The organism is Pseudomonas sp., from assembly GCF_050739935.1.
Lineage (GTDB): Bacteria > Pseudomonadota > Gammaproteobacteria > Pseudomonadales > Pseudomonadaceae > Aquipseudomonas.
Genome location: NZ_JBOICF010000058.1, coordinates 58,652 through 80,523, shown reverse-complemented (window position 1 = coordinate 80,523; position 21,872 = coordinate 58,652). Strand labels below are relative to the sequence as shown.

The 21,872-nt window shown below is 60.5% G+C and carries 22 protein-coding genes; 7 read left to right on the top strand and 15 right to left on the bottom strand.

Annotation, left to right across the window (positions count from 1 at the left end; all coding sequences use genetic code 11):
- Positions 1-19 precede the first annotated feature (19 nt).
- Positions 20-1,392 (top strand): IS3 family transposase gene (locus tag ACRER8_RS10305; protein ID WP_431746230.1). Its coding sequence is split into 2 segments (ribosomal slippage): positions 20-505 and positions 508-1,392, totalling 1,371 coding nucleotides; the frame shifts between segments, so codons are not numbered across the junction.
- Positions 1,393-1,643: 251 nt separating this feature from the next.
- Here the strand turns inward: ACRER8_RS10305 and ACRER8_RS10300 are convergent.
- Both ACRER8_RS10300 and pnuC read right to left on the bottom strand, forming a co-directional pair.
- Positions 1,644-2,180, bottom strand: coding sequence for an AAA family ATPase (locus ACRER8_RS10300; RefSeq protein WP_431746225.1), 537 nt, complete (start codon positions 2,178-2,180; stop codon positions 1,644-1,646).
- Between the two features lie 7 nt (positions 2,181-2,187).
- Positions 2,188-2,751: a nicotinamide riboside transporter PnuC gene (gene pnuC / locus ACRER8_RS10295; protein WP_431746224.1), complete on the bottom strand. Its 564-nt coding sequence runs from the start codon at positions 2,749-2,751 to the stop codon at positions 2,188-2,190.
- 329 nt (positions 2,752-3,080) lie between these two features.
- Here pnuC and ACRER8_RS10290 point away from each other — a divergent pair, with 329 nt between their 5' ends.
- Positions 3,081-3,911 carry an undecaprenyl-diphosphate phosphatase gene (locus tag ACRER8_RS10290; RefSeq protein WP_431746223.1) on the top strand — a complete coding sequence of 277 codons (831 nt, stop codon included), beginning with the start codon at positions 3,081-3,083 and terminating at the stop codon, positions 3,909-3,911.
- Positions 3,912-3,915: 4 nt separating this feature from the next.
- Complete coding sequence (locus ACRER8_RS10285) at positions 3,916-4,350, top strand: DUF1294 domain-containing protein (protein ID WP_431746222.1); 435 nt, start codon at positions 3,916-3,918, stop codon at positions 4,348-4,350.
- Positions 4,351-4,466: 116 nt separating this feature from the next.
- On the opposite strand, the gene ACRER8_RS10280 is transcribed toward ACRER8_RS10285, so the two are convergent.
- Genes ACRER8_RS10280 through ACRER8_RS10225 form a run of 12 tightly spaced genes read right to left on the bottom strand, consistent with a single transcriptional unit; the run spans position 4,467 to position 15,980 of the window.
- Entirely contained in the window at positions 4,467-4,724 is a 258-nt protein-coding gene (locus ACRER8_RS10280; protein ID WP_431746221.1) for a hypothetical protein, read from the bottom strand.
- Positions 4,721-5,365 carry a cytochrome c oxidase subunit 3 gene (locus ACRER8_RS10275; RefSeq protein ID WP_431746220.1) on the bottom strand — a complete coding sequence of 215 codons (645 nt, stop codon included), beginning with the start codon at positions 5,363-5,365 and terminating at the stop codon, positions 4,721-4,723. The genes ACRER8_RS10280 and ACRER8_RS10275 overlap by 4 nt, the downstream gene beginning before the upstream one ends.
- Positions 5,352-6,959, bottom strand: a complete 1,608-nt coding sequence (locus ACRER8_RS10270; RefSeq protein WP_431746219.1) for a cytochrome c oxidase subunit I — start codon at positions 6,957-6,959, stop codon at positions 5,352-5,354. The genes ACRER8_RS10275 and ACRER8_RS10270 overlap by 14 nt, the downstream gene beginning before the upstream one ends.
- Positions 6,952-7,902 (bottom strand): cytochrome c oxidase subunit II, encoded by a 951-nt coding sequence (coxB, locus tag ACRER8_RS10265; RefSeq protein WP_431746218.1) that lies wholly within the window; start codon positions 7,900-7,902, stop codon positions 6,952-6,954. The genes ACRER8_RS10270 and coxB overlap by 8 nt, the downstream gene beginning before the upstream one ends.
- Positions 7,899-8,684: an SCO family protein gene (locus tag ACRER8_RS10260; protein WP_431746217.1), complete on the bottom strand. Its 786-nt coding sequence runs from the start codon at positions 8,682-8,684 to the stop codon at positions 7,899-7,901. Before ACRER8_RS10260 ends, coxB begins: the two co-directional genes overlap by 4 nt.
- Positions 8,681-9,055, bottom strand: a complete 375-nt coding sequence (locus tag ACRER8_RS10255; protein ID WP_431746216.1) for a hypothetical protein — start codon at positions 9,053-9,055, stop codon at positions 8,681-8,683. Before ACRER8_RS10255 ends, ACRER8_RS10260 begins: the two co-directional genes overlap by 4 nt.
- The gene (locus ACRER8_RS10250; protein ID WP_431746215.1) at positions 9,048-10,016 is read right to left on the bottom strand and encodes a hypothetical protein; all 969 of its coding nucleotides are present in this window, start codon (positions 10,014-10,016) and stop codon (positions 9,048-9,050) included. Before ACRER8_RS10250 ends, ACRER8_RS10255 begins: the two co-directional genes overlap by 8 nt.
- The gene (locus ACRER8_RS10245) at positions 10,013-10,522 is read right to left on the bottom strand and encodes a c-type cytochrome (RefSeq protein WP_431746214.1); all 510 of its coding nucleotides are present in this window, start codon (positions 10,520-10,522) and stop codon (positions 10,013-10,015) included. Before ACRER8_RS10245 ends, ACRER8_RS10250 begins: the two co-directional genes overlap by 4 nt.
- Positions 10,523-10,545: 23 nt before the next feature.
- Positions 10,546-11,073 carry a DUF3341 domain-containing protein gene (locus ACRER8_RS10240; RefSeq protein WP_431746213.1) on the bottom strand — a complete coding sequence of 176 codons (528 nt, stop codon included), beginning with the start codon at positions 11,071-11,073 and terminating at the stop codon, positions 10,546-10,548.
- Positions 11,070-12,419, bottom strand: a complete 1,350-nt coding sequence (gene nrfD / locus ACRER8_RS10235) for an NrfD/PsrC family molybdoenzyme membrane anchor subunit (RefSeq protein ID WP_431746212.1) — start codon at positions 12,417-12,419, stop codon at positions 11,070-11,072. Before nrfD ends, ACRER8_RS10240 begins: the two co-directional genes overlap by 4 nt.
- Positions 12,416-15,319: a 4Fe-4S dicluster domain-containing protein gene (locus tag ACRER8_RS10230; RefSeq protein WP_431746211.1), complete on the bottom strand. Its 2,904-nt coding sequence runs from the start codon at positions 15,317-15,319 to the stop codon at positions 12,416-12,418. Before ACRER8_RS10230 ends, nrfD begins: the two co-directional genes overlap by 4 nt.
- Positions 15,320-15,323: 4 nt before the next feature.
- Positions 15,324-15,980, bottom strand: coding sequence for a cytochrome c3 family protein (locus ACRER8_RS10225; RefSeq protein WP_431746210.1), 657 nt, complete (start codon positions 15,978-15,980; stop codon positions 15,324-15,326).
- 265 nt (positions 15,981-16,245) lie between these two features.
- On the opposite strand from ACRER8_RS10225, the gene ACRER8_RS10220 reads away from it, so the two are divergent.
- Both ACRER8_RS10220 and ACRER8_RS10215 read left to right on the top strand, forming a co-directional pair.
- Positions 16,246-17,529 (top strand): erythromycin esterase family protein, encoded by a 1,284-nt coding sequence (locus ACRER8_RS10220; protein ID WP_431746229.1) that lies wholly within the window; start codon positions 16,246-16,248, stop codon positions 17,527-17,529.
- 183 nt (positions 17,530-17,712) lie between these two features.
- Positions 17,713-18,717 (top strand): SDR family oxidoreductase, encoded by a 1,005-nt coding sequence (locus tag ACRER8_RS10215; RefSeq protein WP_431746209.1) that lies wholly within the window; start codon positions 17,713-17,715, stop codon positions 18,715-18,717.
- A gap of 52 nt (positions 18,718-18,769) precedes the next feature.
- Here ACRER8_RS10215 and ACRER8_RS10210 read toward each other — a convergent pair whose 3' ends face one another.
- The gene (locus tag ACRER8_RS10210) at positions 18,770-19,678 is read right to left on the bottom strand and encodes a LysR substrate-binding domain-containing protein (RefSeq protein ID WP_431746208.1); all 909 of its coding nucleotides are present in this window, start codon (positions 19,676-19,678) and stop codon (positions 18,770-18,772) included.
- A 128-nt stretch (positions 19,679-19,806) separates the two neighbouring features.
- Between ACRER8_RS10210 and ACRER8_RS10205 the strand changes: the two genes are divergently transcribed.
- Together ACRER8_RS10205 and ACRER8_RS10200 are read left to right on the top strand one after the other, a co-directional pair.
- On the top strand, positions 19,807-20,412 hold the full coding sequence (locus ACRER8_RS10205; protein WP_431746207.1) for an FMN-dependent NADH-azoreductase: 606 nt from the start codon (positions 19,807-19,809) through the stop codon (positions 20,410-20,412).
- Between the two features lie 387 nt (positions 20,413-20,799).
- On the top strand, positions 20,800-21,840 hold the full coding sequence (locus ACRER8_RS10200) for an alpha/beta hydrolase family protein (protein WP_431746206.1): 1,041 nt from the start codon (positions 20,800-20,802) through the stop codon (positions 21,838-21,840).
- Positions 21,841-21,872: the final 32 nt, after the last annotated feature.

Sequence of the window (21,872 nt, the reverse complement as noted above, 5' to 3'; positions counted from 1 at the left end):
ACTTTTGGGAGTGTCCTCCATGGGCAAGTATTCCATCGAATTCAAAATCACGGCCATCAAGGCTTACATCAACGGTGACGAGGGGTTTCGCAAGGTCGCTCGGCACTACTCGATGGACCACGGCTTGCTCAGACGTTGGGTCGCTGCTTATCGGTTGCGTGGCAGTGCCGGTCTTCGGTCTCGTGGCCATCACTACAGCGCAGCGTTCAAGCTTTCAGTCATCCAGTGCATGCATGCACAACAGCTGTCCCATCGAGAAGTGGCCGCTCGTTTTGGGCTTGGCCAATCTTCACGGGTGGGTATTTGGGAGCGTCAGTATTACAGTGGCGGTCTTGCTGCCCTGTCTGCGCCCAAGAGAAAAAAGGCCGTCACCATGCCCAACAAATCGCCTGTCCTGCCCCCTTCCGAAATCATTGACGACGATGCCAAAAGCCGGGAACAACTCAAGGCTGAGCTCGAATATCTGCGCATGGAGAACGCCTACCTAAAAAAGCTCGAGGAAATACAGGAGGCTTCGAGCAGGAAGCCTCGCCCCGGGAAAAAACGCTCACCGTGATGGCGTTGAGGTCCAGGTTTGCGCTGGACAGCCTGCTCAAGCTGGCCGATCTGCCGCGCAGTACGTTTTATTACCAGCTCAGCGCCCTTCAGAGGCCGGACAAACATGCCGCGCTAAAGACGAGGATCCAGGAGCTTTACGACCAGCACGTGGGGCGATTTGGTTATCGACGTATCGCCCTGCAGCTTCAGAAAGAGCAGCCGGTCAGCGAGAAAACGGTTCAACGATTGATGGAGCGTCTGAATCTCAAGTCGCTCGTTCGTCCCAAAAAATACCGTTCCTACAAAGGGCAACTTGGAAAAATAGCGTCGAATCTACTCGAGCGTAATTTCGTCGCCCAACGTCCCAATCAGAAATGGGTAACCGACGTCACCGAGTTCAAAATTGGCTTGAAGAAGCTCTACCTGTCGCCTGTGATGGATTTGTACAACGGCGAGATCATTGCCTACCAAACCGCTACCCGCCCCTGCTTTGCCATGGTGACGGACATGCTGGACAAGGCCTTCGTGCGCCTGCAGAGCCCGGCCCATCTGGTGTTTCACTCGGACCAGGGTTGGCAATATCAACAGCCCCGCTACCAGCAAGCGCTTGAACAACGAGGCATCAAGCAAAGCATGTCACGCAAGGGAAACTGCCTGGACAATGCTGCAATGGAGAGTTTCTTCGCGACGCTGAAGTCTGAATTTTTCTACCTCAAGCGCTTTGAAAGCATGGAAGAGTTGGAACTGGGCCTGGAGGAGTACATTCGTTACTACAATCATGACCGGATCAAATCAAGGCTCGGCGGACTGAGCCCTGTGGAGTACAGGGCGCGATCCGTGGGTGTGTGGCAATAGACCGTCCAACATTTTGGGGTCAGTTCAATTGGTAGGAGCCGGCTTGCTGGCGAACGCGGTATGTCGATCAAATCAACAGTGCCTGACACCGGCGGTTCGCCAGCAAGCCGGCTCCTATACGTACGTGGCGCTTGTATGAGCCTTGGTATTTTTCCTTGGCACCGAGACAACATACAAGCAGTACGGCTTGCCGGCGGTGGCGATCTTTCGGACCCCAGCGCCGGCAAGCCGTGCTGCTATGGGGCACCTACCTACACACTTGCGCCCGGATTCAACAAACGCTCCACGGCTTCAAACGCCTTTTCCTTGCGGTAGCTCCAGCTCCCTTCGATCACTTGATAACGCTGGCCATGCTCATCGAGCCACTGCTTGCTGGCGTCGAAGAACGCCTGACGTTCGGCCAGCAGCGGCTGACAGCGCTGGCCGTCGCCCACCCACTCGACGCCTTCGGGAGAAAGCAGCAAGTGCAGATCGTAATGCCGGTCCAGCAATTCCTGAGCGAGCCACGGCGGGCAATCACTGAACAGGGCTCGGCTCCAGAGGATGTTGCTCAGTAGATGAGTGTCGAGGATCAGCAATTCGGGCGCTCGGGCGCGGGCAGCATCCTCCCAGGCCAGCTGACCACGAGCGATGGCAGGGATGTCGGCGTAGCAGGTGTCCCGCTGCGCCTGATCGATGAAGTGGCGCACGTACTCACCGACCAGCTCGCCACCGAAGCGACGATGGATATGTTCGGCGAGCCAGCTCTTGCCGCTGGACTCGGGGCCAGCCAGTACCAGAACCTTCATGGGGCGTTCAACGCGCCAGCGCAGGGTCGGCGCGCCAGTCGCGCCACCCTTGCACGGCCAGCAGCGTGAACAGCGCGTACAACGCCGCTGTCAGGTACAGCTCTTTATAAACGAACAGGCCGACGAAAGTGACGTCCAGCACGATCCACAGCGGCCAGCATTGCACGCGCTTCTGCGCCATCCAAACTTGCGCCACCAGACTGAAACCGGTCAGCGCGGCGTCGAGCCAGGGCTGTGCCGCGTCAGTGAACTGCGCCATGGCTGCACCGAGGGCCAGGCTTACCACCGCGCCGATGGCCAGACTCAGCGTGAGGGCGCCGCCGCCCAGGGACGTTACCTTGCGCCCGTCAATGGCTTCGCCGCGCCGGGTCCATTGCCACCAGCCATACAGTTGCAACACGGCATAGACAACCTGCAGCAGCATGTCCGAATAAAGCTTCACGTCGAAAAAGATCCAAGTATAGAGCAACACCATCACCAATCCGATCGGCCAGCCCCAGGGGTTCTGTTTGACTGTCAGCCAGACGGCAATGACACCGAGTGCAGCGGCGAACAGTTCAAGCCCGGACATGGAGACTCCTGCGAAGGGAAGGAAGAAAAAGGCCTGCGATTGTATGCCGTTTAGCAACGGTTGTGGCGGGCAGATACCGAGGCGGGCGAAGACCTGTCGGCGATAGGTGAAATCTGCTTTTCTGCCAATGAACGTCAAAGGCTACGCGCCAATATCCATGCTAGAGCGTTCGCCGTGAAGGTCTGTTAGCATCGCGCCGCTCGCGTGCTTGAGCCCGCAGTCTTGACTGTTCATGCGGTTTTTACATCCGGCCGTTTATCGTGTGCCGAACAGTGCTCAAAACATATCAAGAGAGCTTTGCCACGAGCAGGCTCCACTCTGGGGGAATGATGGATCTTTGGACCGCCGCACAGGCGTTAATACTGGGTGTCGTGGAAGGGCTGACGGAGTTCTTGCCGATCTCCAGCACGGGGCACCAGATCATCGTCGCCGACCTGGTCGGCTTCGGCGGCGAACGGGCAATGGCGTTCAATATCATCATTCAGTTGGGCGCCATCCTGGCGGTGATGTGGGAGTTTCGGCACAAGATTTTCCAGGTCGCCACCGGCCTTCCAACCCAGCCCCAGGCACGCCGTTTCACCGTCAACCTGATTATCGGGGTGCTCCCGGCCGTGGTGTTGGGGGTGATGTTTTCCGACTTGATTCACGAATACCTGTTCAACCCCATTACCGTGGCTGCCGCGTTGGTAATCGGCGGTTTCGTCATGCTCTGGGCCGAGCGCCGTCAGCACGAAGTTCATGCCGAGACTGTAGACGAGATGACTTGGTCCGACGCGCTCAAGGTCGGTTTCGCGCAATGTCTGGCGATGATTCCCGGTACGTCGCGTTCTGGCTCGACCATCATCGGCGGATTGCTTTTCGGTCTATCACGCAAAACGGCCACTGAGTTTTCGTTCTTTCTGGCCATGCCGACGATGATCGCGGCGTCGCTGTACTCCGGATACAAGTACCGTAACCTGTTCCAGCCCGATGATTTCGCGGTCTTTGCGGTGGGTTTCATTACCTCATTCATCTTCGCGATGATTGCCGTGCGCGCCTTGCTCAAGTTTATCGCGACGCATAGCTATGCCGCGTTCGCCTGGTACCGCATCGCATTCGGGCTGCTGATTCTTGCAACCTGGATATTCGGTTGGGTCGACTGGTCCAGCGTGCAGGCATGACCTGATGAATCAGCGCTTCAAGGCCGATGCATCCAGCCGCAGCGCAAAGGCTCCGGTGCGATTTTTCAAGTTCAAGATGGTGGTGCTGCTGTTGCTGTGTGCCTTGCCGGCGTACGGGGTGGTTTCGATTGGCTTGCGCGGTGGCTCATGGTTGGCGGTGGCGATCTATCCACTGATGAGCCTGATCACTTTCGCGCTGTATGGCTACGACAAGAAGCAGGCCCGCTCGCAGGGGCAGCGTACGCCTGAGAAGGTGTTGCATGCGGCCGAGTTGCTGGGCGGCTGGCCAGGTGCTCTGGTGGCGCAGCAGGAGTTCCGGCACAAGACTCGCAAGTTTTCCTATCAGGTGGTGTTCTGGCTGGTCGTGCTGCTGCATGAGTTGTTTTGGATGGATCGGGTGCTGCTGGGCGGGAATTTTCTGACGCGGCATTTTTACTGAGGCTGCGCACGCTTGGGGTGGAAACCGCAACTCACTCCTGCATTTCACAAACCCAATACGCATGCCGTATGTGAAAAGATTCGCTTTGGTCCCGCAACGGAGCGACGCAATGACGATTATCGTGTCACCAGTTCCAACAGGCCAATTACGAACATCAACACCATCCAGAACAGCGTGCCCAGGGCGAACAGCCGCACCAATGGGGTGCTGCGTTGCAACTGTACGAAGCCGAGCAGCACGACGGCTGCTTCAACGGTTGCGAACGCATAAATCCACATACCTCTGTACGGGATGTCCTGCGAGGCGAGCGCGAGCATCGCGATCAGAATGATCGTCGCGCCCGCCCAGGCCAGCCAGATCGCTTTGACGTTCACAGCGGTCTGCCCAGCAGGTAAAGCGTGGGAAACAACAGAATCCAGATCACATCCACGACGTGCCAATACAAGGCGAAAGCTTCGATGACCAGCACCCGCTGCGGCAGCTTGAGGCGTCCGATATGAATGCGCAATGAAAGCGTCAGCGCCAGCACAATGGCAACCAACACGTGAATGCCGTGTAGGCTGGTGGCGACCATGTAGATCCCCATGTACAAGCGCGCGGGTCCTTCAGCCAGGGCATTGTCAGACTGGAATGGCAGCAGGTGCTCCTGGTATTCGCTGGCGTATTCATAGCCTTTCAAGCAGATGAAGCCGGTCGCCAGCGCGGCGGCGATCAGAATGCAGCGAATAGCGACATGCTCGCGCCCTCGGTTGGCCGCCACCAGTGCCAGACTGATGGCCAGGCTGCTACCGAGTAACAGCGCGCTGTTCGTCGCCGCCAACAGGTAATGCAAATGGGCGACCGCCTCGCTTATCGCCGCACCATGGAGGGTTCGGTAATAGGTGGCGACGAAAACCAATGTCCCGAACATCATGATTTCGGTCGCCAGGAACAACCAGATACCCAGTTGGACCGCCTGGCGCCGTTGCGGCTCGTTGACGAATTGCTCGACTATTGGCCGGTCAATGCCGTTCATCATTGGCCCCCGGCGGGTAGTCATAGGCTTCGAAGTCGACCTGGGGTGTCTCGGCGAAATTATGCGTGGGCGGCGGGGAAGGCACCCGCCATTCAAGACCCGCGGCGCCCCATGGATTGGCCGAAGCCCGTGGTCCTCGATACAGCGACCAGACCAGGTAGGTGAATGGCAGCATGTAAGCGATAGCCAATATGCCTGCCCCGGCCGAGGACAGCACGTTGAGCACCTGAAACTCCGGCAGATAAGTGTGATAGCGCCGGGGCATGCCGTCGTAGCCTAGGATGAACTGCGGCAGGAAGGTCAGGTTGAAACCCAGAAATATCAGAATCGCCGCCAGTTTGCCCAGATTGGCCGGATACATCCGGCCGGTGATTTTCGGCCACCAGAAATGCAGACCGCCGAAATAGGCCGAGACGGCAGCGCCGACCATGATGTAGTGAAAGTGCGCCACGACAAAGTAGGTGTCATGTACATGCACGTCGGCCGCCAGCAGCGCCAGAAACAACCCGGCGCAGCCGCCGAACATGAATAGCGCGATGAATGTGAGGCCGTAAAGAAAATGCGCAGTGATCAGCAGTCGGCTCTTGTACAGCGTGGCTGTCCAGCTGTACACCTTGATTGCGGAAGGAATCGCGATGAGAAAGCTCAGCAGCGAAAACAGCAGACTGGCATACATCGACTGGCCTGAGACGAACATGTGATGCCCCCAGACCATGAACCCGAGAATGGCGATGGCAATGCTGGAAAACGCGACGAACGCATAGCCGAAAATGCGTTTGTGTGCAGCCGCCGTGATCAGCTCGTTAACGATGCCCATGCCCGGAAGCAGCATGATGTACACCGCCGGGTGGCTATAGAACCAGAACAGGCTCTGAAACAGCAGCGGGTCACCTCCGAGGGCGGGGTCGAAGATGCCGATCTTGAACAAGTGCTCGGCCACCAGCAACACCAAGGTGATCGCCAACACCGGCGTCGCCAAAACCAGAATCACCGAAGTGGCGTAGAGTGCCCAGACGAACAGCGGCAGGCGGAACCAGGTCATGCCGGGCGCGCGCAGGGTATGCACGGTGACGATGATGTTGATGCCGGTCAGGATGGACGAAAATCCGGTGATGAAAATCCCGGCGATCACCGCGACCACATGACCATTGCTGAACATCGTCGACAGCGGCGTATAAAAGGTCCAGCCGGTGTCGACGCCACCTGCCAGCAGCGCAAACAGCGTGAACAGACCGCCACCGGCCAACAGATACCAACTGGCGAGGTTCATGCGCGGCAGTGCCATGTCCCGGGCCCCGATCATCAGCGGGATCAGGAAGTTGCCCAGGACACCCGGTATCGATGGAATCAGGAAGAACCACACCATGATCACGCCGTGCAATGTGAACGCACGGTTGTACCCATCGGCCGACAACACGTCGCCATCGGGCGTCAACAGTTCCAGTCGGATCAGCCCGGCAGCGAGCCCCCCCACGAAAAAGAAAAACGTGATCGTGAGCATGTACAGCACGGCGATGCGCTTGTGGTCGGTGGTCAACAACCAGGAGCGCAGCCCTAGACCGTCGCTCAGGTAGCCGAAAGCATGATCAGTCATCGGTAGGGTCCGTATTGGCCAGGGATTTGATATAGGCAATCAGTCGCTGCACGCCTTCCTCATCGATCAGATTGCTGAAAGTAGGCATGATAGGTGCGTATCCGGCAGCCACTTGTTTTTGCGGCAAGAGAATGGAGTCGCGCAGGTAACCATCGTCGGCAATGGTTATGTTGCCGTCCGCCAAGGGAACGGGGCGTCCATATAGTCCTTCCAGCCGAGGGGCGCGTACCGCGGCTGAGGGCGAATGGCAGCCACTGCAACCCAGTTGCCGAAACAACACTGACCCTTGTGCAGCCATGCTGGACTCGCTTCCGGCACTCGCCAGCCAGCGAACATGTTCTGTAGGCGTCTGTACTTCCAGGGTCGCGAGCATGGTCGAGTGGTCCGTGCCGCAGAATTCTGCGCAGAACGCCTGATAGGAGCCGACCTTATCGGCCTGAAACCAGAGCTGGGTATAGCGACCTGGCAATACGTCTTGCTTGAGGCGCAACGCGGGCAGATAAAAGCTATGGATGGCATCTTCCGAAATCATGTTCAGCAACACCGGTCGGCCAGCCGGAACGTGCAGTACGTTCAGTTCTCGCTGGCCTTCCGGGTGCTGGAATTTCCACATCCATTGTTTGCCGGTGACCTGGATTTCCAGGGCGTCGGCGGGGGGCGTATGGGCCTCGAAAAACAGGCGGGCCGACAGCGCGAACAGGACCATCGATGCCAGGAACGGCAACACGATCCAGGTGATTTCCAGCAGGTGATTGTCTTGTGATCGCTGCTGGCGCTCAACCGCGTTGCCCTGACGATAGCGGAAAGTGAAAACGATCAGGCAGACCACCGCCGGCAATACGAAGAGCAGCATGATGCCGGTGAATGTCGCCACCAACGTGTCGACCTGACTGGCATAGTGCGACGCCGTCTGCGGCCATAGACGAATGAATGTCCCATTCATGATTTGGCCACCTTGCGCTCGCGACGCAGCGCTAAGGCGATGCCACCGGCGATCAGCACGCAGGTCAATACCCCGGCTGTACGCAACAAGGTCAGCACCCGGTCGTCGTATCCGCCGGTGCGCGGATCGAAATGCGCGCACAAGAGCAATAGACGATCCTTCACGCTACCGACCCGTCCCTGACCAGCCTCGGTGATTGCCAGCCGAACATCGTTACCTTGATAGCCCAGGCCGTACAGCCAGCGGCTGAGGTGACCATCGCGCGTCACCGTGGCGATGGCGGAGCTGTGGGCATACTGCCCGGAGGTGTCGTCGCGGCGATAGTGAAAGCCCAGCGCCTGACTCAGGGACTGGCTCGAGGGTCCAGGGCCGGTGAGAAAGTGCACCGCTGGCGATTGCGCCAAATCCGGCCAGCGTCGTGCGAGTTCTGCCAGCTTCGCGCGGGCATCGGCGGGGCGCTCATCGCTGTTGAAGCTGAAGGCGACCAACTGATAATCCCGACCGGGGCGGTAGCCGCTGTTGTCCAGCGTCATGAACAAAGTGGCCAATTGCGCATCGCAGAGATTGGGGCAGTTGAAGTAAACCGGCGCAATCACTAACGGGGTACCGGTCGCCACGTCGCGCAAGGTCACCGGCCGACCCCGTTGATCCACGAACGCATCGTCCATCGGCAAGGCCTGGCCCAGACGGCCGTCAATACCGGCATCGGTAGCGAGATCGGCGCAGTGGCCCCAGGCAACCGGCCATACCGCCAGGCATAACACCAACAGATGCGGCTTCATGGCAGGGCCTGCCCTGGGTCCGGCCAGCCACGCTGCAGGATGATGGCCCGGGCGCGGGGCAGGGGCACCCGGGCAATGCCCTGCTGACGATCGACCCAGCCATATCCTTGTAACCGCGAGCGGCCTTGCGCGATAACCTCGGCACCCGCTGCCGGGCTGTTTACCTCCAGGCGCGGGGACGGCGGAGTGTCCTGACGTTGCTGCTCCAGAACGCTGATGGTCGGGATGTCTCGCGGGCTCGCACGATGGTAATAGTGAACCAGCAGGCCCAGCGCAGCCATGCACACGGCCAACGCCAGCAGCAGCCCGACGGCTGACCAGAGAATGCCGCGCACGGAGGTATTGTCGGCTTGCACGTCGCGCTCAGGCATGCCGCCTCCTGTTCCATAGCAGCGCCGTCAATCCTGCCCATACCCATGAGGCCGACCAGCAAGCGAGGCCCGGCGCAAGCCCCAGCGACGGCACTGCGAGCCACGTCATTTCAATGAATCCGCACAGCAATGTGCCGCCGCAGGCACAGCGCAGCACATTGGGTCGACAAGCCCATATGGATACCAACAAACCCGTGCACAAGACAGCTTGCACGAGCCCCAGTACCCAGCCGACGCTGAGCCAGCCGCCTGTTGTTCGCGTCTGATACCAGGCCGCCTCCCGTGGCAGGTTGCCTGCCCAGGCAATCAAATACTGCATGAAATGCAGATACCCCCAGAGCAAGGTGCAGCCCAGCAACAGCGCGCGTACCAGGCGAGGGTCGGCGTGCGGATCAACCAGCCCTATCAGAGCAATTGCCATCAACAGTGCCCGGCAGACATAAAAGAGCCCGAACGAGGTGGAATAAAACCTTGAATCCAGCGCCATCAACCAGTCGATGCCGGCCGCTGACAGGCTCAGCACCATGACGATCACCCCCAGGCCCGCTGCGGCCGCGCCTATACTCCGTACGGCCAGGCGCTGCAGACAGAACCAGACTGCCGCATACAGCAGCCCACGCAAGGCAATACTGCTCGGCTGCAACCAGAGGCCACGAAACCCTTGCGTATCGGGTTCGATCTTCGGATACAGCCACCAGGCGGCGAGCAACACTGGCCAGAGTCCGATCATCGCCCATGGCAGCAGGGCGGCGCCCATACGCAGTGTCGGCGCCAGCGTGATCTGCCACCGACCCTCGATCAGCGGCAACATCAACAGCAGCAGGATGCAACCCAGCGCAAGGCTGGCAGCGGCAGCCGACGCCGCCTGCGCCCCGGCCAGCGCACCGCGCGGGTCGATCTGCGCGCTGATCGCCAAGGCAATAGCGCCCACAGCCGTTACACCGAACGTCCAACGTTTCATGGCAACGCCTGCAATGCTTGTCGATCGGTTTCGGGCAATCGGTCTAGCGAAGCATGACGACTTTGTTGCAACACACGAATCCAGGCAGCAATCGCCCAACGGTCGGCTGGCGCGACCCGTGAGGCATAGCTGTACATCTGGCCGTAGCCGTTGCCGATGACCTCGACAAAATAACGGTCCGGCGCCTCCAACAGGCGCTTTTCAGTAAAGTCCGGGGGTTGCGGAAAGCCGCGCGCCACGACTGTTCCATGGCCGTCCGCGGCCACCCCGTGACAGGGCGTACAGAACACTTGATAGCGGTCCTCGCCACGGCTCAACAGCTCGTCGCTCATGGGCGGGCGCTCGGTCAGTTGGCGTTGTCTGGCTCCGTCGCCGCGCGCAACGGTTCCTTCGGGCGGTGTCTGTGCTGTCTGCCCGTTGGGCAAAAAAGCGCTGGTACTCTGATCCTTGTTTTTATGCTGACGTTCGAGATTGTCGCAGCCGCACACCAGCACCATCAGAACCATCGTCAGCCCCCTCAACCAGATATTCATGCGTGCACCCGTGAAACGCCAAGCGCTCGCTGCGCCAACCATTGTTGTGTGGCGGCTTCGTCGAAAGCAGGATCGTGCGCCTTGATACACAGCACGAAACGGTCGACCGATACCTCGGCCATGACGGCTGCGTCGAACAGCGGGTGATGCAGCCGCGGCAGACGGCAAGCGAACAGAAAGCCAAGGAAAACGGCTGCGGCGCCTCCCAATACCGTCAACAAAAAGGTCACCACCATAAAAGCTGGCCACGCCAACACGGGCCGGGCGCCGATATTGAGCGGGTAGGCCAGGCTCGCCGACACTTGCATGGCCAGTCCCACCCCAGCGCCAAGCAGCGCGCCAGCGATGCCCCACCGATGGACGCGACTGGGCGGCAGCTCCAGGGCCTGCGCCAGCCCCTCGACCGGAAACGGACTGAACGCCTCAAGCTGCGTGTAACCGGCGCCGCGCGCGTCTCTGACGGCGTCGAGCAGCGCTTGCGAGCTGTCGAATTCGCCGAGCAGGCCGTATAGCGCGCCGCTCATGCCTGCCTCCTTGCGCGATCAAGCGCCTGTTTGACTTCCACCGCTGAAATCATCGGCAGCAGGCGGACGAACAGGCAAAACGGCACGCCGAAGACGCCGAAAGAGCCAACGAACAGTGACACCTCCCAGAAGGAAGGAAAGTAGGCGTCGGTCCACGCCGATGGCATGAAATCCCGGGTTTGCGGAGTGACCAGCAACATGAAGCGTTCGCACCACATACCGATCAACACCGCCACGGCGACGCAACACAGAATCCTGGGGCTACGCCGCAATTTCGGCCACCATAGTGCTTGCAGGACCCCGACGTTGCATGCCACTGCCAGCCAGAAACTCCAGGCAGTCGGTCCTGCCAGACGGGCGAGCGTGACAACACGTTCATCCGGGTCGCCGGAGTAGAACGCCATGAAAATATCGGCGACATAGCCGTACGCTGTCAGCCAGCCGCTGGCCAGCAACAGGCGTGCGAGCATGTCCAGATGACGCAGAGTGATCAACTGGTCCCACCCGGCGAACTGGCGCAGGGCGCAGGCCAGCAGAGCGACCAGGGCAAACCCGGAAAACACCGCGCCGGCGACGAAATAGGGCGGAAAGACCGTCGAATGCCAGCCCGGCATCGTGCCCAGATCGAGCAGGAACGAATAACCGCCGGACACCGCGAACACCAGCGGCACAGCCAGCACGGCAATGAAGCGGTAGGCGCTATGCCAATGCTGGAAATGCGCGGCATCGTAGCGCCAGCCCATCGCCAGCAGGCCATAACCCACCTGAGCCATGCGGTGACGCGCCCGGTCGCGCAATGCCGCGAAATCCGGTATCGCACCCAGATACAGGAATGCGATCGACACCAGAAGATAGGCCAGGATCGCGAAAAAATCCCAGGAGGTGGGGCTGCGAAATTGCGGCCACAGCCCGGTAGTGCTCGGGTAGGGTGCGGTCCAGAAGAAATACCCCGGACGTCCCAGGTGCAGCAGCGGGTAAAGCCCCGCGCAACACACCGCCATCAGCGTCATCAGTTCCGCCACCCGGTTGAGCGAGTTGCGCCAGGGGCGCTCCAGTAACAGCAGCAGGGCAGAAATGAACGTGCCGGCGTGGCCGATGCCCAGCCACCACATGTAGCTGAGGATATCGAAGGCCCACGCCACCGGAATGTTGTTACCCCAGACCCCGACGCCTTTGACTAGCAGGACGATTACCGACACCAGAAACAGCGTCAGCAGTGCGCAAGACAGCGCAAGACTCAGCCGCCAGGCGCGACAAGGGGGAAAGCGCAACGGAAGATCGATAACCTGTTCGGTAACCGCGCGGTGGCTCATCGTCGCCGGTAGAAAATGCGGTGTGTCGTTCATGCCTGGCCCTCGTCGTCCACTTCGCCAAGGTAGGTCGTGCGCGGTCGGGTATTGAGCGATTCGAGCAGGCTGTAGTGGCGACCGGAACTGCGCAGGCGGCTGATATGGCTGTCGGGATCGGCGATGTTGCCGAACGTGATGGCCTGGGTCGGGCAGGTCTGCTGGCAGGCGGTACGGACCTCATCGCTGCCAACCGATCGCTGTTCCTTGCCAGCCTGAACGTTCGCCGCGTCAATGCGCTGAACGCAATAGGTGCACTTTTCCATGACGCCGCGGGCGCGAACGCTGACTTCGGGATTGCGCTGGGCCTGGATCGATGGACTGGCATTCGCCGACCAGTCATACCAATTGAAACGTCGGACCTTGTAGGGGCAAAAGGAGGAGCAGGTGCGCGTACCGATGCAGCGGTTATAGACCATTTCGTTCAGTCCGCCTGGGCCATGCACTGTGGCGTTGACCGGGCAACCCATCTCACACGGCGCTTGCTCGCAGTGCATGCAGGGCACCGGCAGAAAGTGCGAGGAGGGCCAATCGCTGGGCCCGGCGTAGTAATGATCCACGCGCAGCCAGTGCATCGCCCGGCCATCGAGCACTTGCTCCTTGCCCACCACCGGTACGTTGTTTTCGGCCTGACATGCCACCATGCAGGCGTTGCAGCCAATGCACTGGTCCAGATCGATGACCATGCCCCATTGAGGGCCGACAGCGGGTTGCGCAGGATAGAAACTGGCAGGGGTCTCGGCGGGTACGGGCTGCGCCAACGCCTGGGCCTGGGTATAACGACGGATCAGATCACTGCGACCCATGTCATGCTGCAGCTGCGTGGTCGCCAGACGATGACTGACGCCTGTGGCGTGCAACCGGTCCACAGGCCTCTGGAACGGCATCGTGGCCACCTGCAACGACTGGACCGTATAGCCGATGCGCTCAGCCACCTGGCCTGCGCGTTCCCGGCCATGACCCGCGAACAGCACGACAGCGTCATCGTGCTGGCCGGGAAATATCCACACCGGACCACGCACCAGCGATTCTCCCTGCGCCACCTCGATCTCGCTGCCGTTTCTGACCTGCAATCGTTGGGCAGTGGCTGGGGACAGTCCGATGACCGTGTCCCAGGTCAGTTGGCTGATCGGTTTGGGCAACTCCTGCAGCCAGCCCAGGTTGGCGAAGCGGCCGTCCCATAGTGTCGGATCGGGACGCAGCAGAGCCATCGGCGACGCGGATGAGGACCCATCGGGCAGCGATGTGCCACGTAGCGCAGGCTGGCGTTGGTCGGGTTCACTGCCTGCGATCCAGCCGGTTTCGAGTGCTTCGCGCCACAGTGGCTCGCTCAGGGCTTGCCAGGTCCGGCGTACTTGCTCGTGTGCATCGCTGGCGGTTGCGGCGCTGAACAGGGGAAGCATTTCGACCAGCGCCCGGCTTTCGTAAAACGGTCGCACCATCGGCTGCTGCACGCCCGCCCGACCATCCGCCGCGCGGGCATCGCCCCAGTTGTCCAGTGCATCGCTCATCGGCAGATGCCAGTGGCTGAGCACTGCGGTCTCGTCGTAATACAGACCGGCGCAGATGTGCAATTTGATCCTGGCCAGCCGTTCGGCGAAGTGCAGATCGCCAGGGGCGCTATACACAGGATTGCTGTCGAGGGTGAGCAGAGTATCGACCTCATCCTGCGCCATGGCCTGGGCCAGATCACTCAGCGTGCCGAGGCGCTGACCGCCGACCTTGAGGATTTGCAGTGGCTCGGTGACGGTCAGCGTCTGGCCAATATTGCCCAATCGTATATTGAGCCGCAGCACCGCGGCTTGCAGCGCTGGGTCGGTGTAGGGGCCGGCACTCACCAGGCAGCGCCCTGGCCGGGATTTCAGCGCATCGGCCAGACGCTGTACCCATTCCATATCCGCAGGCGCGAGCGACACAGGGCCCAAGTCCTCTCCCAGCGCAGCGCCAAGCGCACGGACATACTCGATCAGCTGTTGCGGCGACACGGCCCGTCGTTCACTGGCCTGACCGCCGGTCACGCTCATCAGCGACTCCACCACGATCAGGCGGGCGTCGCCGTTGCCGTCGCGCGCCGCCCGACGACGGTCTCCCCATCCCATGGCAAACCAGGTCTGCAATGGGCCGGGTCCGAGCAGGTCGTGGTCAAACGCTACCACCCATTCGGCCCGGCTCAGTTGTTCGGTGATCTCCAGCGGCTCGCCGAATGCGCGCTCGCATGCCGCGTACCTGAACCCCTCAAACGGTTCGTGTCGGTACAGTCGGGCCTGCGGCCAGCGAGTCTTGAACTCCTCCAGTTGGCGCATGAGGGTGGGCGACGTGCTGGCCCCCAGCAACAGATGCAGACCATGCCCCTGCGAAGCATCCAGCTGTGCGATGACCGATTGCTGCGCATTGAGAAAGGATTGCCAGGAACTCTCGCGCCCGAGTTGCCGCGGGGTCTGGGCGCGATCGGGGTCGTACAGGCGCAGGATCGCTGCCTGAGTGAATGCGTCGGCGCGGCCCAGGCAGGCGGGGTGTTGAGGGTTGCCTTCCAGTTTGGTGGGCCGGCCGACACGGGTCGTGCCCAACACTGGCTGGGCGATGCCGCCCAGGGTCACCGCACTGGCATAGTATTGCGGCACACCCGGAGTCACTTGTTCGGGTTTGCGTACGTAAGGTACGGCGGTTTCCGGCGCCGGGTCGCAACCCGCCAGCCCAGCCAGCGCAAGGGAAGCGCCCATCAGCTGCAGAAAACGACGACGGTCGATGCCCGGACTGAACCACTGCTCGAACTCGACGTCTTGCCGCGCCTGATCGGGCGCCGCTTTTGCATACTCTTCAAGCGTTCGCCAGTAGTCCTCGGTCGCTGAATCGGCCAGGGCCTTGCGCAAGGCGTTTGGATCGCTGTGGTCGAAAGTCATCAGCTTACCTATGGCACAGGTTGCAGTCGGTCAGATTGCGGGCGTCAACGTGATACGCCTGCATCAGGCGCTCACCCAGTTCACGTCGATCCTGCTGTGAATTCCAGCTCATGTCTGTCACCGATTCCCTCGGGCGCAGATGCGGAGCAGGATCGCGATGGCAGTCCAGGCACCATTGCATCTGGAAGGTTTCGACGCGTCGCGTCAACGGCATGGTGTCAACGCGCCCATGACACTCGGAACAGCCTACACCAGCATGGACATGGGCATCGTGGCGAAAGTACACGTAATCGGGCAGGGCGCCGACTCGGTTCCAGCGTATGGGTTCGTAGCGCGCCAGACTCTGGCGGATGGGCTCCAGAATCTGCGCATCGGTCCAGACTTGAGAGTGGCAGGTCATACAGGTTTCGGTGGGCGGCAGTGTCGCCAGCGCACTATCGGCGACAGCGGTGTGACAGTACTGACAATCGATCTTGAGCCCGCCGACGTGGTGCTGATGGGAGAAGGGCACCGGTTGCTCCACCACCCACCCCTTGAGCGTGGTGTAGTCCGAGCGCACCAGAATGCCGCCGATGGTCATCAGCGCAAGCGCGCCGCCAAAGATCGCCACAAGAGCCAGGCGCAGCGACTGATCGGCATAGCGGGAAAAGATCTGAGCCATCGATACGGCCTGTCAACATGTTCAACCAATGTGCACTGCGTCCTTGCGTACGATGGACAAATTTGGCGAACGTTCCGAATCTTTACCATTGATCCTTTGGCGGGGAACATGGCGCCAGGCAATGCAGTCATTCTCAAATGCGACATAAGCCCGATTGATCGGCCCTGCGACCTGAGGAGGACTCCCCATGACTTCCCGATCAGAAGCATTCCTGCAGCGCGTCACCCGGCAGCGATCCGCGCACCCCGGCGATGAAATTCAAACCATGCTGCGTGAATACGCAGAACCCTTGCCTGCACTGGATTCGCCCGCATTTGGCGAGCTTTTCGATCGCTATGCCGATGCCAGGGTGGTGTTGATTGGTGAAGCGAGCCATGGCACCAGTGATTTCTACCGGACCCGTGCCGCTATCAGCAAACGGCTCATCGAGCGCCACGGCTTCAACATTGTCGCAGTCGAAGCTGACTGGCCTGACGCCGGACAGGTCGATCGTCAGGTGCGGGAGTTGGGCCCGTCGGCGTGGAAGGAAAAGGCGTTCTCGCGCTTTCCGACCTGGATGTGGCGCAACACTGACATCGCCGATTTCACGCACTGGTTGCGTGGCCACAACCAGAATCTGGCGCAGGAGCAGCGCGTCGAATTTCGCGGGCTGGATATTTACAGTATGCGTAACTCGATCAGTGAAGTGCTGGCCTGGCTTGACCAGAACGAACCGACGCTTGCTCGGGAGGCCCGTCAGCGTTACGGCTGCCTGACGCCCTGGCAAGACGATCCGGCGCTGTATGGACATTTCGTGGAGCGCGGTGGCGAAGCGCCTTGCGAAAAAGCTGTGGTCGAGCAATTGCACGTCCTGTTGGCCGAGCGGCTCAAGCATCTGGTGGACGGCGGCGAGGCGTTCTTCAATGCGACTCAGAATGCCCGTGTCGTTCGCGCCGCGGAGCAATACTATCGAGCGATGTATCGGGGTTCGATGGCGTCCTGGAACCTTCGCGACAAGCACATGTTCGACACCCTGAAGGCGTTGCTCGAACATCGTGGCGCGGATGCGAAAGCGATTGTATGGGCACACAACTCCCACATAGGCGATGCCTCAGCGACGGTCATGGGTTGGAGCGGGGAATTCAATATTGGGCAGTTGTGCCGTGCCGCGTATGGTCGGGACGCGGTGCTGATCGGTATGTCTACCGATCGCGGTCAGGTGGCGGCCGCCGATGACTGGGATGGGCCGATGCGTGTCAAGGAAGTGCTCGCCTCGCGTCCGGACAGCTGGGAGCAGCAGTTTCTCAAGGCGGGCATTCCCGCCTCGCTCACCGACTGGCGGGACGCAAAGCGGGAAGATCTGCGGCAGGCGCTGTCAGAGGTGTTGCTGGAACGGGCCATCGGCGTGATTTATCGTCCCGAGACGGAGCGCCACAGCCATTACTTCGAAGCAGCGCTGAGCGAACAGTTCGACGCGATGGTCTGGATCGAAACCACGCAGGCGGTCACGCCCATGCCTGTCGCCAGCACGGTCAGCCATGAAGAAGACACGTTCCCATTCGGAATTTGACCCATGATTGAGCCCCCATCCTTGCTGCCGCGCGGTTATCGAACTCAATGGTTGGGCATGCGCTATGCCGATTGTCCCGTTGGTTGAACTTGCGCGCAGGCGCTACCGTCTAGCGTCCGTACTGCCTTGATATGAACGCTACGTGTAGCGGCCAAGGTCACTGACGCTGACGAGGATCACACGATGGATTCTACCGATTTCAAACCTTCTCGCCGCCACCTGCTGCAAGGCGCCGCCATCACCGCCGCCGTGGGTTTGGCCACGCCGGTCATGGGCCAGGCAGCCACTGCTTCGAGCGGCGGTGGCAAGCCACTGAGTAATCCGCAGAACGGCTATCCCAAGCCGCCTTTTACAGAGCAGTCGCAGCCTTGGCCCGGGCTGGCAGGCAAAATGAACCCGCGCCCGGACCATGGCGAAAGCAGCTATCAAGGCAGTCAACAGCTGGCAGGACGCCGGGCGCTCATTACCGGAGGCGATTCAGGCATCGGTCGGGCGGTGGCGATTGCGTTTGCCCGGGAAGGCGCCGATGTGGCCATCAATTACCTGCCGGCCGAAGAACCGGACGCCCGAGAGGTCGCGGACCTGATCCGTCAGGCTGGGCGCAAGGCCGTGACTATCCCCGGTGACATCAGGGATCCCGAGTTTTGTCGACGCCTGGTGCAGGACGCTACCAAGGCACTCGGCGGTCTGGATATCCTGGTCAACAATGCAGGGCGCCAGCACAGTTATGACTCCATCCTCGATATCCCGGACGATCAATTCGACTGGACAGTGAAAACCAATCTTTACGCGCTGTTCTGGATCACCAAGGCGGCAGTTGCGGTCATGCCGGAGGGGGCAGCGATCATCAATACCGCGTCGGTGAATGCTTACGACCCGTCGAAAAATCTTCTGGATTACGCGATGACCAAAGCCGGCATTGCCAACTTCAGCAAAGGCCTGGCCAAGCAATTGATCGATAGGGGGATCCGCGTCAATGCGGTTGCCCCCGGCCCCTTCTGGACGCCGTTGCAAGTCAGCGGCGGGCAGACCACCGAAAAACTTAAACAGTTCGGTAGCGATACGCCAATGAAACGCCCAGGTCAGCCGGCCGAAATCGCGCCCATCTATGTCCAGTTGGCGTCAGCGCGCTCTACTTACGTCACAGGCCAGGTCTTTGGGGCGTCAGGCGGTGCGGGACAGCCCTAAGCGATACAGGAGTGGCGCTGGAAATGCCTGCAAATGACAGCGCCACTTCTCCCTAAACGCACCCCGCCGAATGCACACTGAATGCCTGCGCCACATGATCCAGCCACGCCCGAACTGCTGGTAACGCGCCTCGGCGCTGGGTGTAAGCCGCCTGAAGATTCCCGGTCGACATCGACCACTCTGGCAGCAGCCGCACCAGGCTGCCGTCGGCCAACGCCTCGCGACAGTTCATCATTGGCAGCATGGTGATCCCCAGCCCCGCCAAAGCCGCCGCCTTGCGAATGGTGAAATCGTCGATGGCCAGACGCGGCTCGAGCATGACCTCATGGCGCCGACCGTCCTCATGCACTAATTGGAAATGCACCTTGCGATCGGCCTCGATCGCACCCAGCACCGGCAGAGCACTCAGATCTACGGGTGTGCGGATACTCCGGTCGGCGATCAATGCTGGGGAAGCCACTAATACGGCTGCTGCCGGCGCCAGATGGCGCACGATCAGACTCGGATCCTCATCCCCGGGATCGCGCACACGCAGGGCCACATCGATGCCTTCGTTGACCAGGTCAACCCGGCGATTCACCAGCAACAGCTCCAACTGCACCTGCGGATATCGAGCGAGAAAGTCCGTGACCACCTCGCTCAGGTTCCAGTAGGTCATCCCCACCGGGCACGAGACACGTAGCCGGCCACGGGGCTCGGCTGATAGCGTGGCTACCACTTCATCGGCCATCTCGGCTTCCAGCAACATTGCCTGACAGTGCTGCAGATAGCGCTCGCCCACCGCCGTCAGGGCCAACTTACGAGTTGTGCGCTGCAGAAGGCTGGCGTTGAGCCGGGTTTCCAGCTCGGCGATCCGTCGCGATAACCGCGATTTGGGAATCCCCAGTGCTCGGCCAGCCGCCGCGAAACCACCGCATTCGACCACTTTGGCGAAGTAATAAAGATCGTTGAGGTCCTGCATCGTCTGCTCGACTGTTCTATTGGTGGGACGAACTATCGCACTTTTGCTGACTAATCAGCTATTGGTTTACGGGGTAGGATGATCGCCACTTAATCGCCAAGCGGCGATTCTCACTCGGGAAGCACGTTATGAAACTCTTGCACATCGATTCCAGCATCCTCGGCGATCATTCCGCTTCGCGCCAATTGAGCCGCAGCGTCGTTCAGTCGTTCACCGCCACCCAGCCAGGCACTGAAGTGGTTTACCGCGATCTGGCCAACGAAGCCCTGAGCCATTTCTCCAGCGCTACGCTGGCGGCAGCGGGCACCCCGCTTGAAGGTCGCGACGCTGCTCAGCAGTTGGAAGTGGAAACCAACGAAGCCACGCTGGAAGAGTTCCTTGCGGCCGACGTCGTGGTCATCGGCGCGCCTATGTACAACTTCACCATCCCAAGCCAACTGAAAGCCTGGATCGACCGCATCACCGTTGCCGGTCGCACTTTCCGTTACTCCGAAGCCGGCCCGGAAGGTCTGTGCAAGGATAAGAAAGTGATCATCGTTTCCACCGCTGGCGGTCTGCACGCTGGGCAACCCACCAGCGCCGGCCATGACGATCTGCTTAAGGTGCTGTTCGGCTTCCTGGGCGTCAGTGATCTGCAGTTCGTTTCCGCTCACGGCCTGGCCTATGGCGAAGAACCACGCGCCAACGCTCTGAGTGCAGCGCAGAAGCACATCGACGAAACCCTGTTCGCTTGATGCGCCAAGCGGTAGTTATTACCGCCTAGCCGTCGACTACCGCAAAGCCCCGCCACCCAAGGCCACATGCCGACGGTGCCGGGGCTTTTGTCGTTTTTGGGCACTCCAAACCTGCGCGTTCAGCCGGGCGACAGGCTTTGCGGTCTCGTTGCGAGTAACCTTTTTCACAGGCGGACAATCACCGCAGATTCGGCCACGTTTTGTGATACCGGCCAGCGACCTTGATTTTTCTGAGCTTGGCCCGCCTTGTGCACTAATGATCTAAGAATCTCCCTGAATGTTATCGACCCTCATCGGTCACATAGCGACAGGCAGCGATTTACAAGGACTTCAGACGACACAGGTCTGATTCGAAGGGCACGGATTGACAAGGTGAGGGGCATTGCGATGATGCGTCTTTGTGCAGTGGTAATGTTTAGCCTGTTCGGCGGCTTGATTTCGGTGCAAGCCAGCGAGCTGACGACCTGGAGCGTAGGCTTTCACGAGCTGACTTTCCTCGATCCGCTGGATTCCCGGCCCATGCACGCCTATGCCTTTTATCCTTCAACTGACCCGGACCACATCACGCGGGTCCAGGGCTATCCCATTCAAGCGACTGAAGATGCAGCGGTCGCGATGGGCCGTTTTCCGCTACTGATGCTTTCCCACGGTAATACTGGCACCCCACTGGCGCAGCACGATCTGGCAACTTCACTGGCGCGCAAAGGTTTTGTGGTGGTTGCCGTGTTCCATCCGGGTGATAACTACCTGGATCACAGTCGATTAGGGAGCCTGAGCAACCTGTACGGTCGACCATTGCAGATTTCCGAAGCGATCAGCGCCGCATTGCTCGATCCGATGCTTTCGCCTTACATCAGTGCCCGGCGCGCCGGGGTTATCGGGTATTCGGCGGGTGGCGAGACCGCGCTGATCCTCGCGGGCGCGAAGCCTGACTTGCAGCGCCTGCGCCAATACTGCCTGGAGCGGCCTCAGGACCGCGATGCCTGTAAGACCCAGGGCGAGTTGCTGGCGGATCGGGATGACTTGCATCCCCAGGCCGACCCCCGGGTGGGCGCCTTGATGCTGATGGCGCCACTGGGTCTGATGTTCGGTCGTCAGACCCTGGCGGATGTTCATGTGCCGGTGCTGCTTTACAGCGGCGACGGTGACGAACTGCTGGCCATCGACAAAAACGCCGAAGCCCTGGCGCGCAAACTGCCCGAAGTGTCGAACTTCAAATTGCTGGCCGGTGCCGGGCATTTCGTGTTCATGGCGCCGTGCGACGACGAGCAGCGCGCGACTCAGCCGGGACTGTGCAACGATGCCATCGGCGTCGACCGCGAAGACATCCATCGCAACCTTAGCAGCGAAGCGGTGGCGTTCTTCGGCACCGCTCTGGGGTCGCCGTTGAGCACGGCGGGCATGCAGACCGCGGTGCATCAGCAGTAGCAAAGCGCTCGTCAGGCTAAACGCAACAGACC

Coding starts and splice junctions, on each gene's coding strand:
- ACRER8_RS10205 (WP_431746207.1), top strand. CDS start 19,807: ATGAAACTCTTGCACATCGATTCCAGCATCCTCGGCGATCATTCCGCT.
- nrfD (WP_431746212.1), bottom strand. CDS start 12,419: ATGAACGACACACCGCATTTTCTACCGGCGACGATGAGCCACCGCGCG.
- ACRER8_RS10275 (WP_431746220.1), bottom strand. CDS start 5,365: ATGAACGGCATTGACCGGCCAATAGTCGAGCAATTCGTCAACGAGCCG.
- pnuC (WP_431746224.1), bottom strand. CDS start 2,751: ATGTCCGGGCTTGAACTGTTCGCCGCTGCACTCGGTGTCATTGCCGTC.
- ACRER8_RS10220 (WP_431746229.1), top strand. CDS start 16,246: ATGCTGCGTGAATACGCAGAACCCTTGCCTGCACTGGATTCGCCCGCA.
- ACRER8_RS10200 (WP_431746206.1), top strand. CDS start 20,800: ATGATGCGTCTTTGTGCAGTGGTAATGTTTAGCCTGTTCGGCGGCTTG.
- ACRER8_RS10225 (WP_431746210.1), bottom strand. CDS start 15,980: ATGGCTCAGATCTTTTCCCGCTATGCCGATCAGTCGCTGCGCCTGGCT.
- ACRER8_RS10290 (WP_431746223.1), top strand. CDS start 3,081: ATGGATCTTTGGACCGCCGCACAGGCGTTAATACTGGGTGTCGTGGAA.
- ACRER8_RS10210 (WP_431746208.1), bottom strand. CDS start 19,678: ATGCAGGACCTCAACGATCTTTATTACTTCGCCAAAGTGGTCGAATGC.
- ACRER8_RS10245 (WP_431746214.1), bottom strand. CDS start 10,522: ATGGTTCTGATGGTGCTGGTGTGCGGCTGCGACAATCTCGAACGTCAG.
- ACRER8_RS10255 (WP_431746216.1), bottom strand. CDS start 9,055: ATGCCTGAGCGCGACGTGCAAGCCGACAATACCTCCGTGCGCGGCATT.
- ACRER8_RS10250 (WP_431746215.1), bottom strand. CDS start 10,016: ATGAAACGTTGGACGTTCGGTGTAACGGCTGTGGGCGCTATTGCCTTG.
- ACRER8_RS10215 (WP_431746209.1), top strand. CDS start 17,713: ATGGATTCTACCGATTTCAAACCTTCTCGCCGCCACCTGCTGCAAGGC.
- coxB (WP_431746218.1), bottom strand. CDS start 7,902: ATGAATGGGACATTCATTCGTCTATGGCCGCAGACGGCGTCGCACTAT.
- ACRER8_RS10285 (WP_431746222.1), top strand. CDS start 3,916: ATGAATCAGCGCTTCAAGGCCGATGCATCCAGCCGCAGCGCAAAGGCT.
- ACRER8_RS10230 (WP_431746211.1), bottom strand. CDS start 15,319: ATGACTTTCGACCACAGCGATCCAAACGCCTTGCGCAAGGCCCTGGCC.
- ACRER8_RS10270 (WP_431746219.1), bottom strand. CDS start 6,959: ATGACTGATCATGCTTTCGGCTACCTGAGCGACGGTCTAGGGCTGCGC.
- ACRER8_RS10260 (WP_431746217.1), bottom strand. CDS start 8,684: ATGAAGCCGCATCTGTTGGTGTTATGCCTGGCGGTATGGCCGGTTGCC.
- ACRER8_RS10240 (WP_431746213.1), bottom strand. CDS start 11,073: ATGAGCGGCGCGCTATACGGCCTGCTCGGCGAATTCGACAGCTCGCAA.
- ACRER8_RS10300 (WP_431746225.1), bottom strand. CDS start 2,180: ATGAAGGTTCTGGTACTGGCTGGCCCCGAGTCCAGCGGCAAGAGCTGG.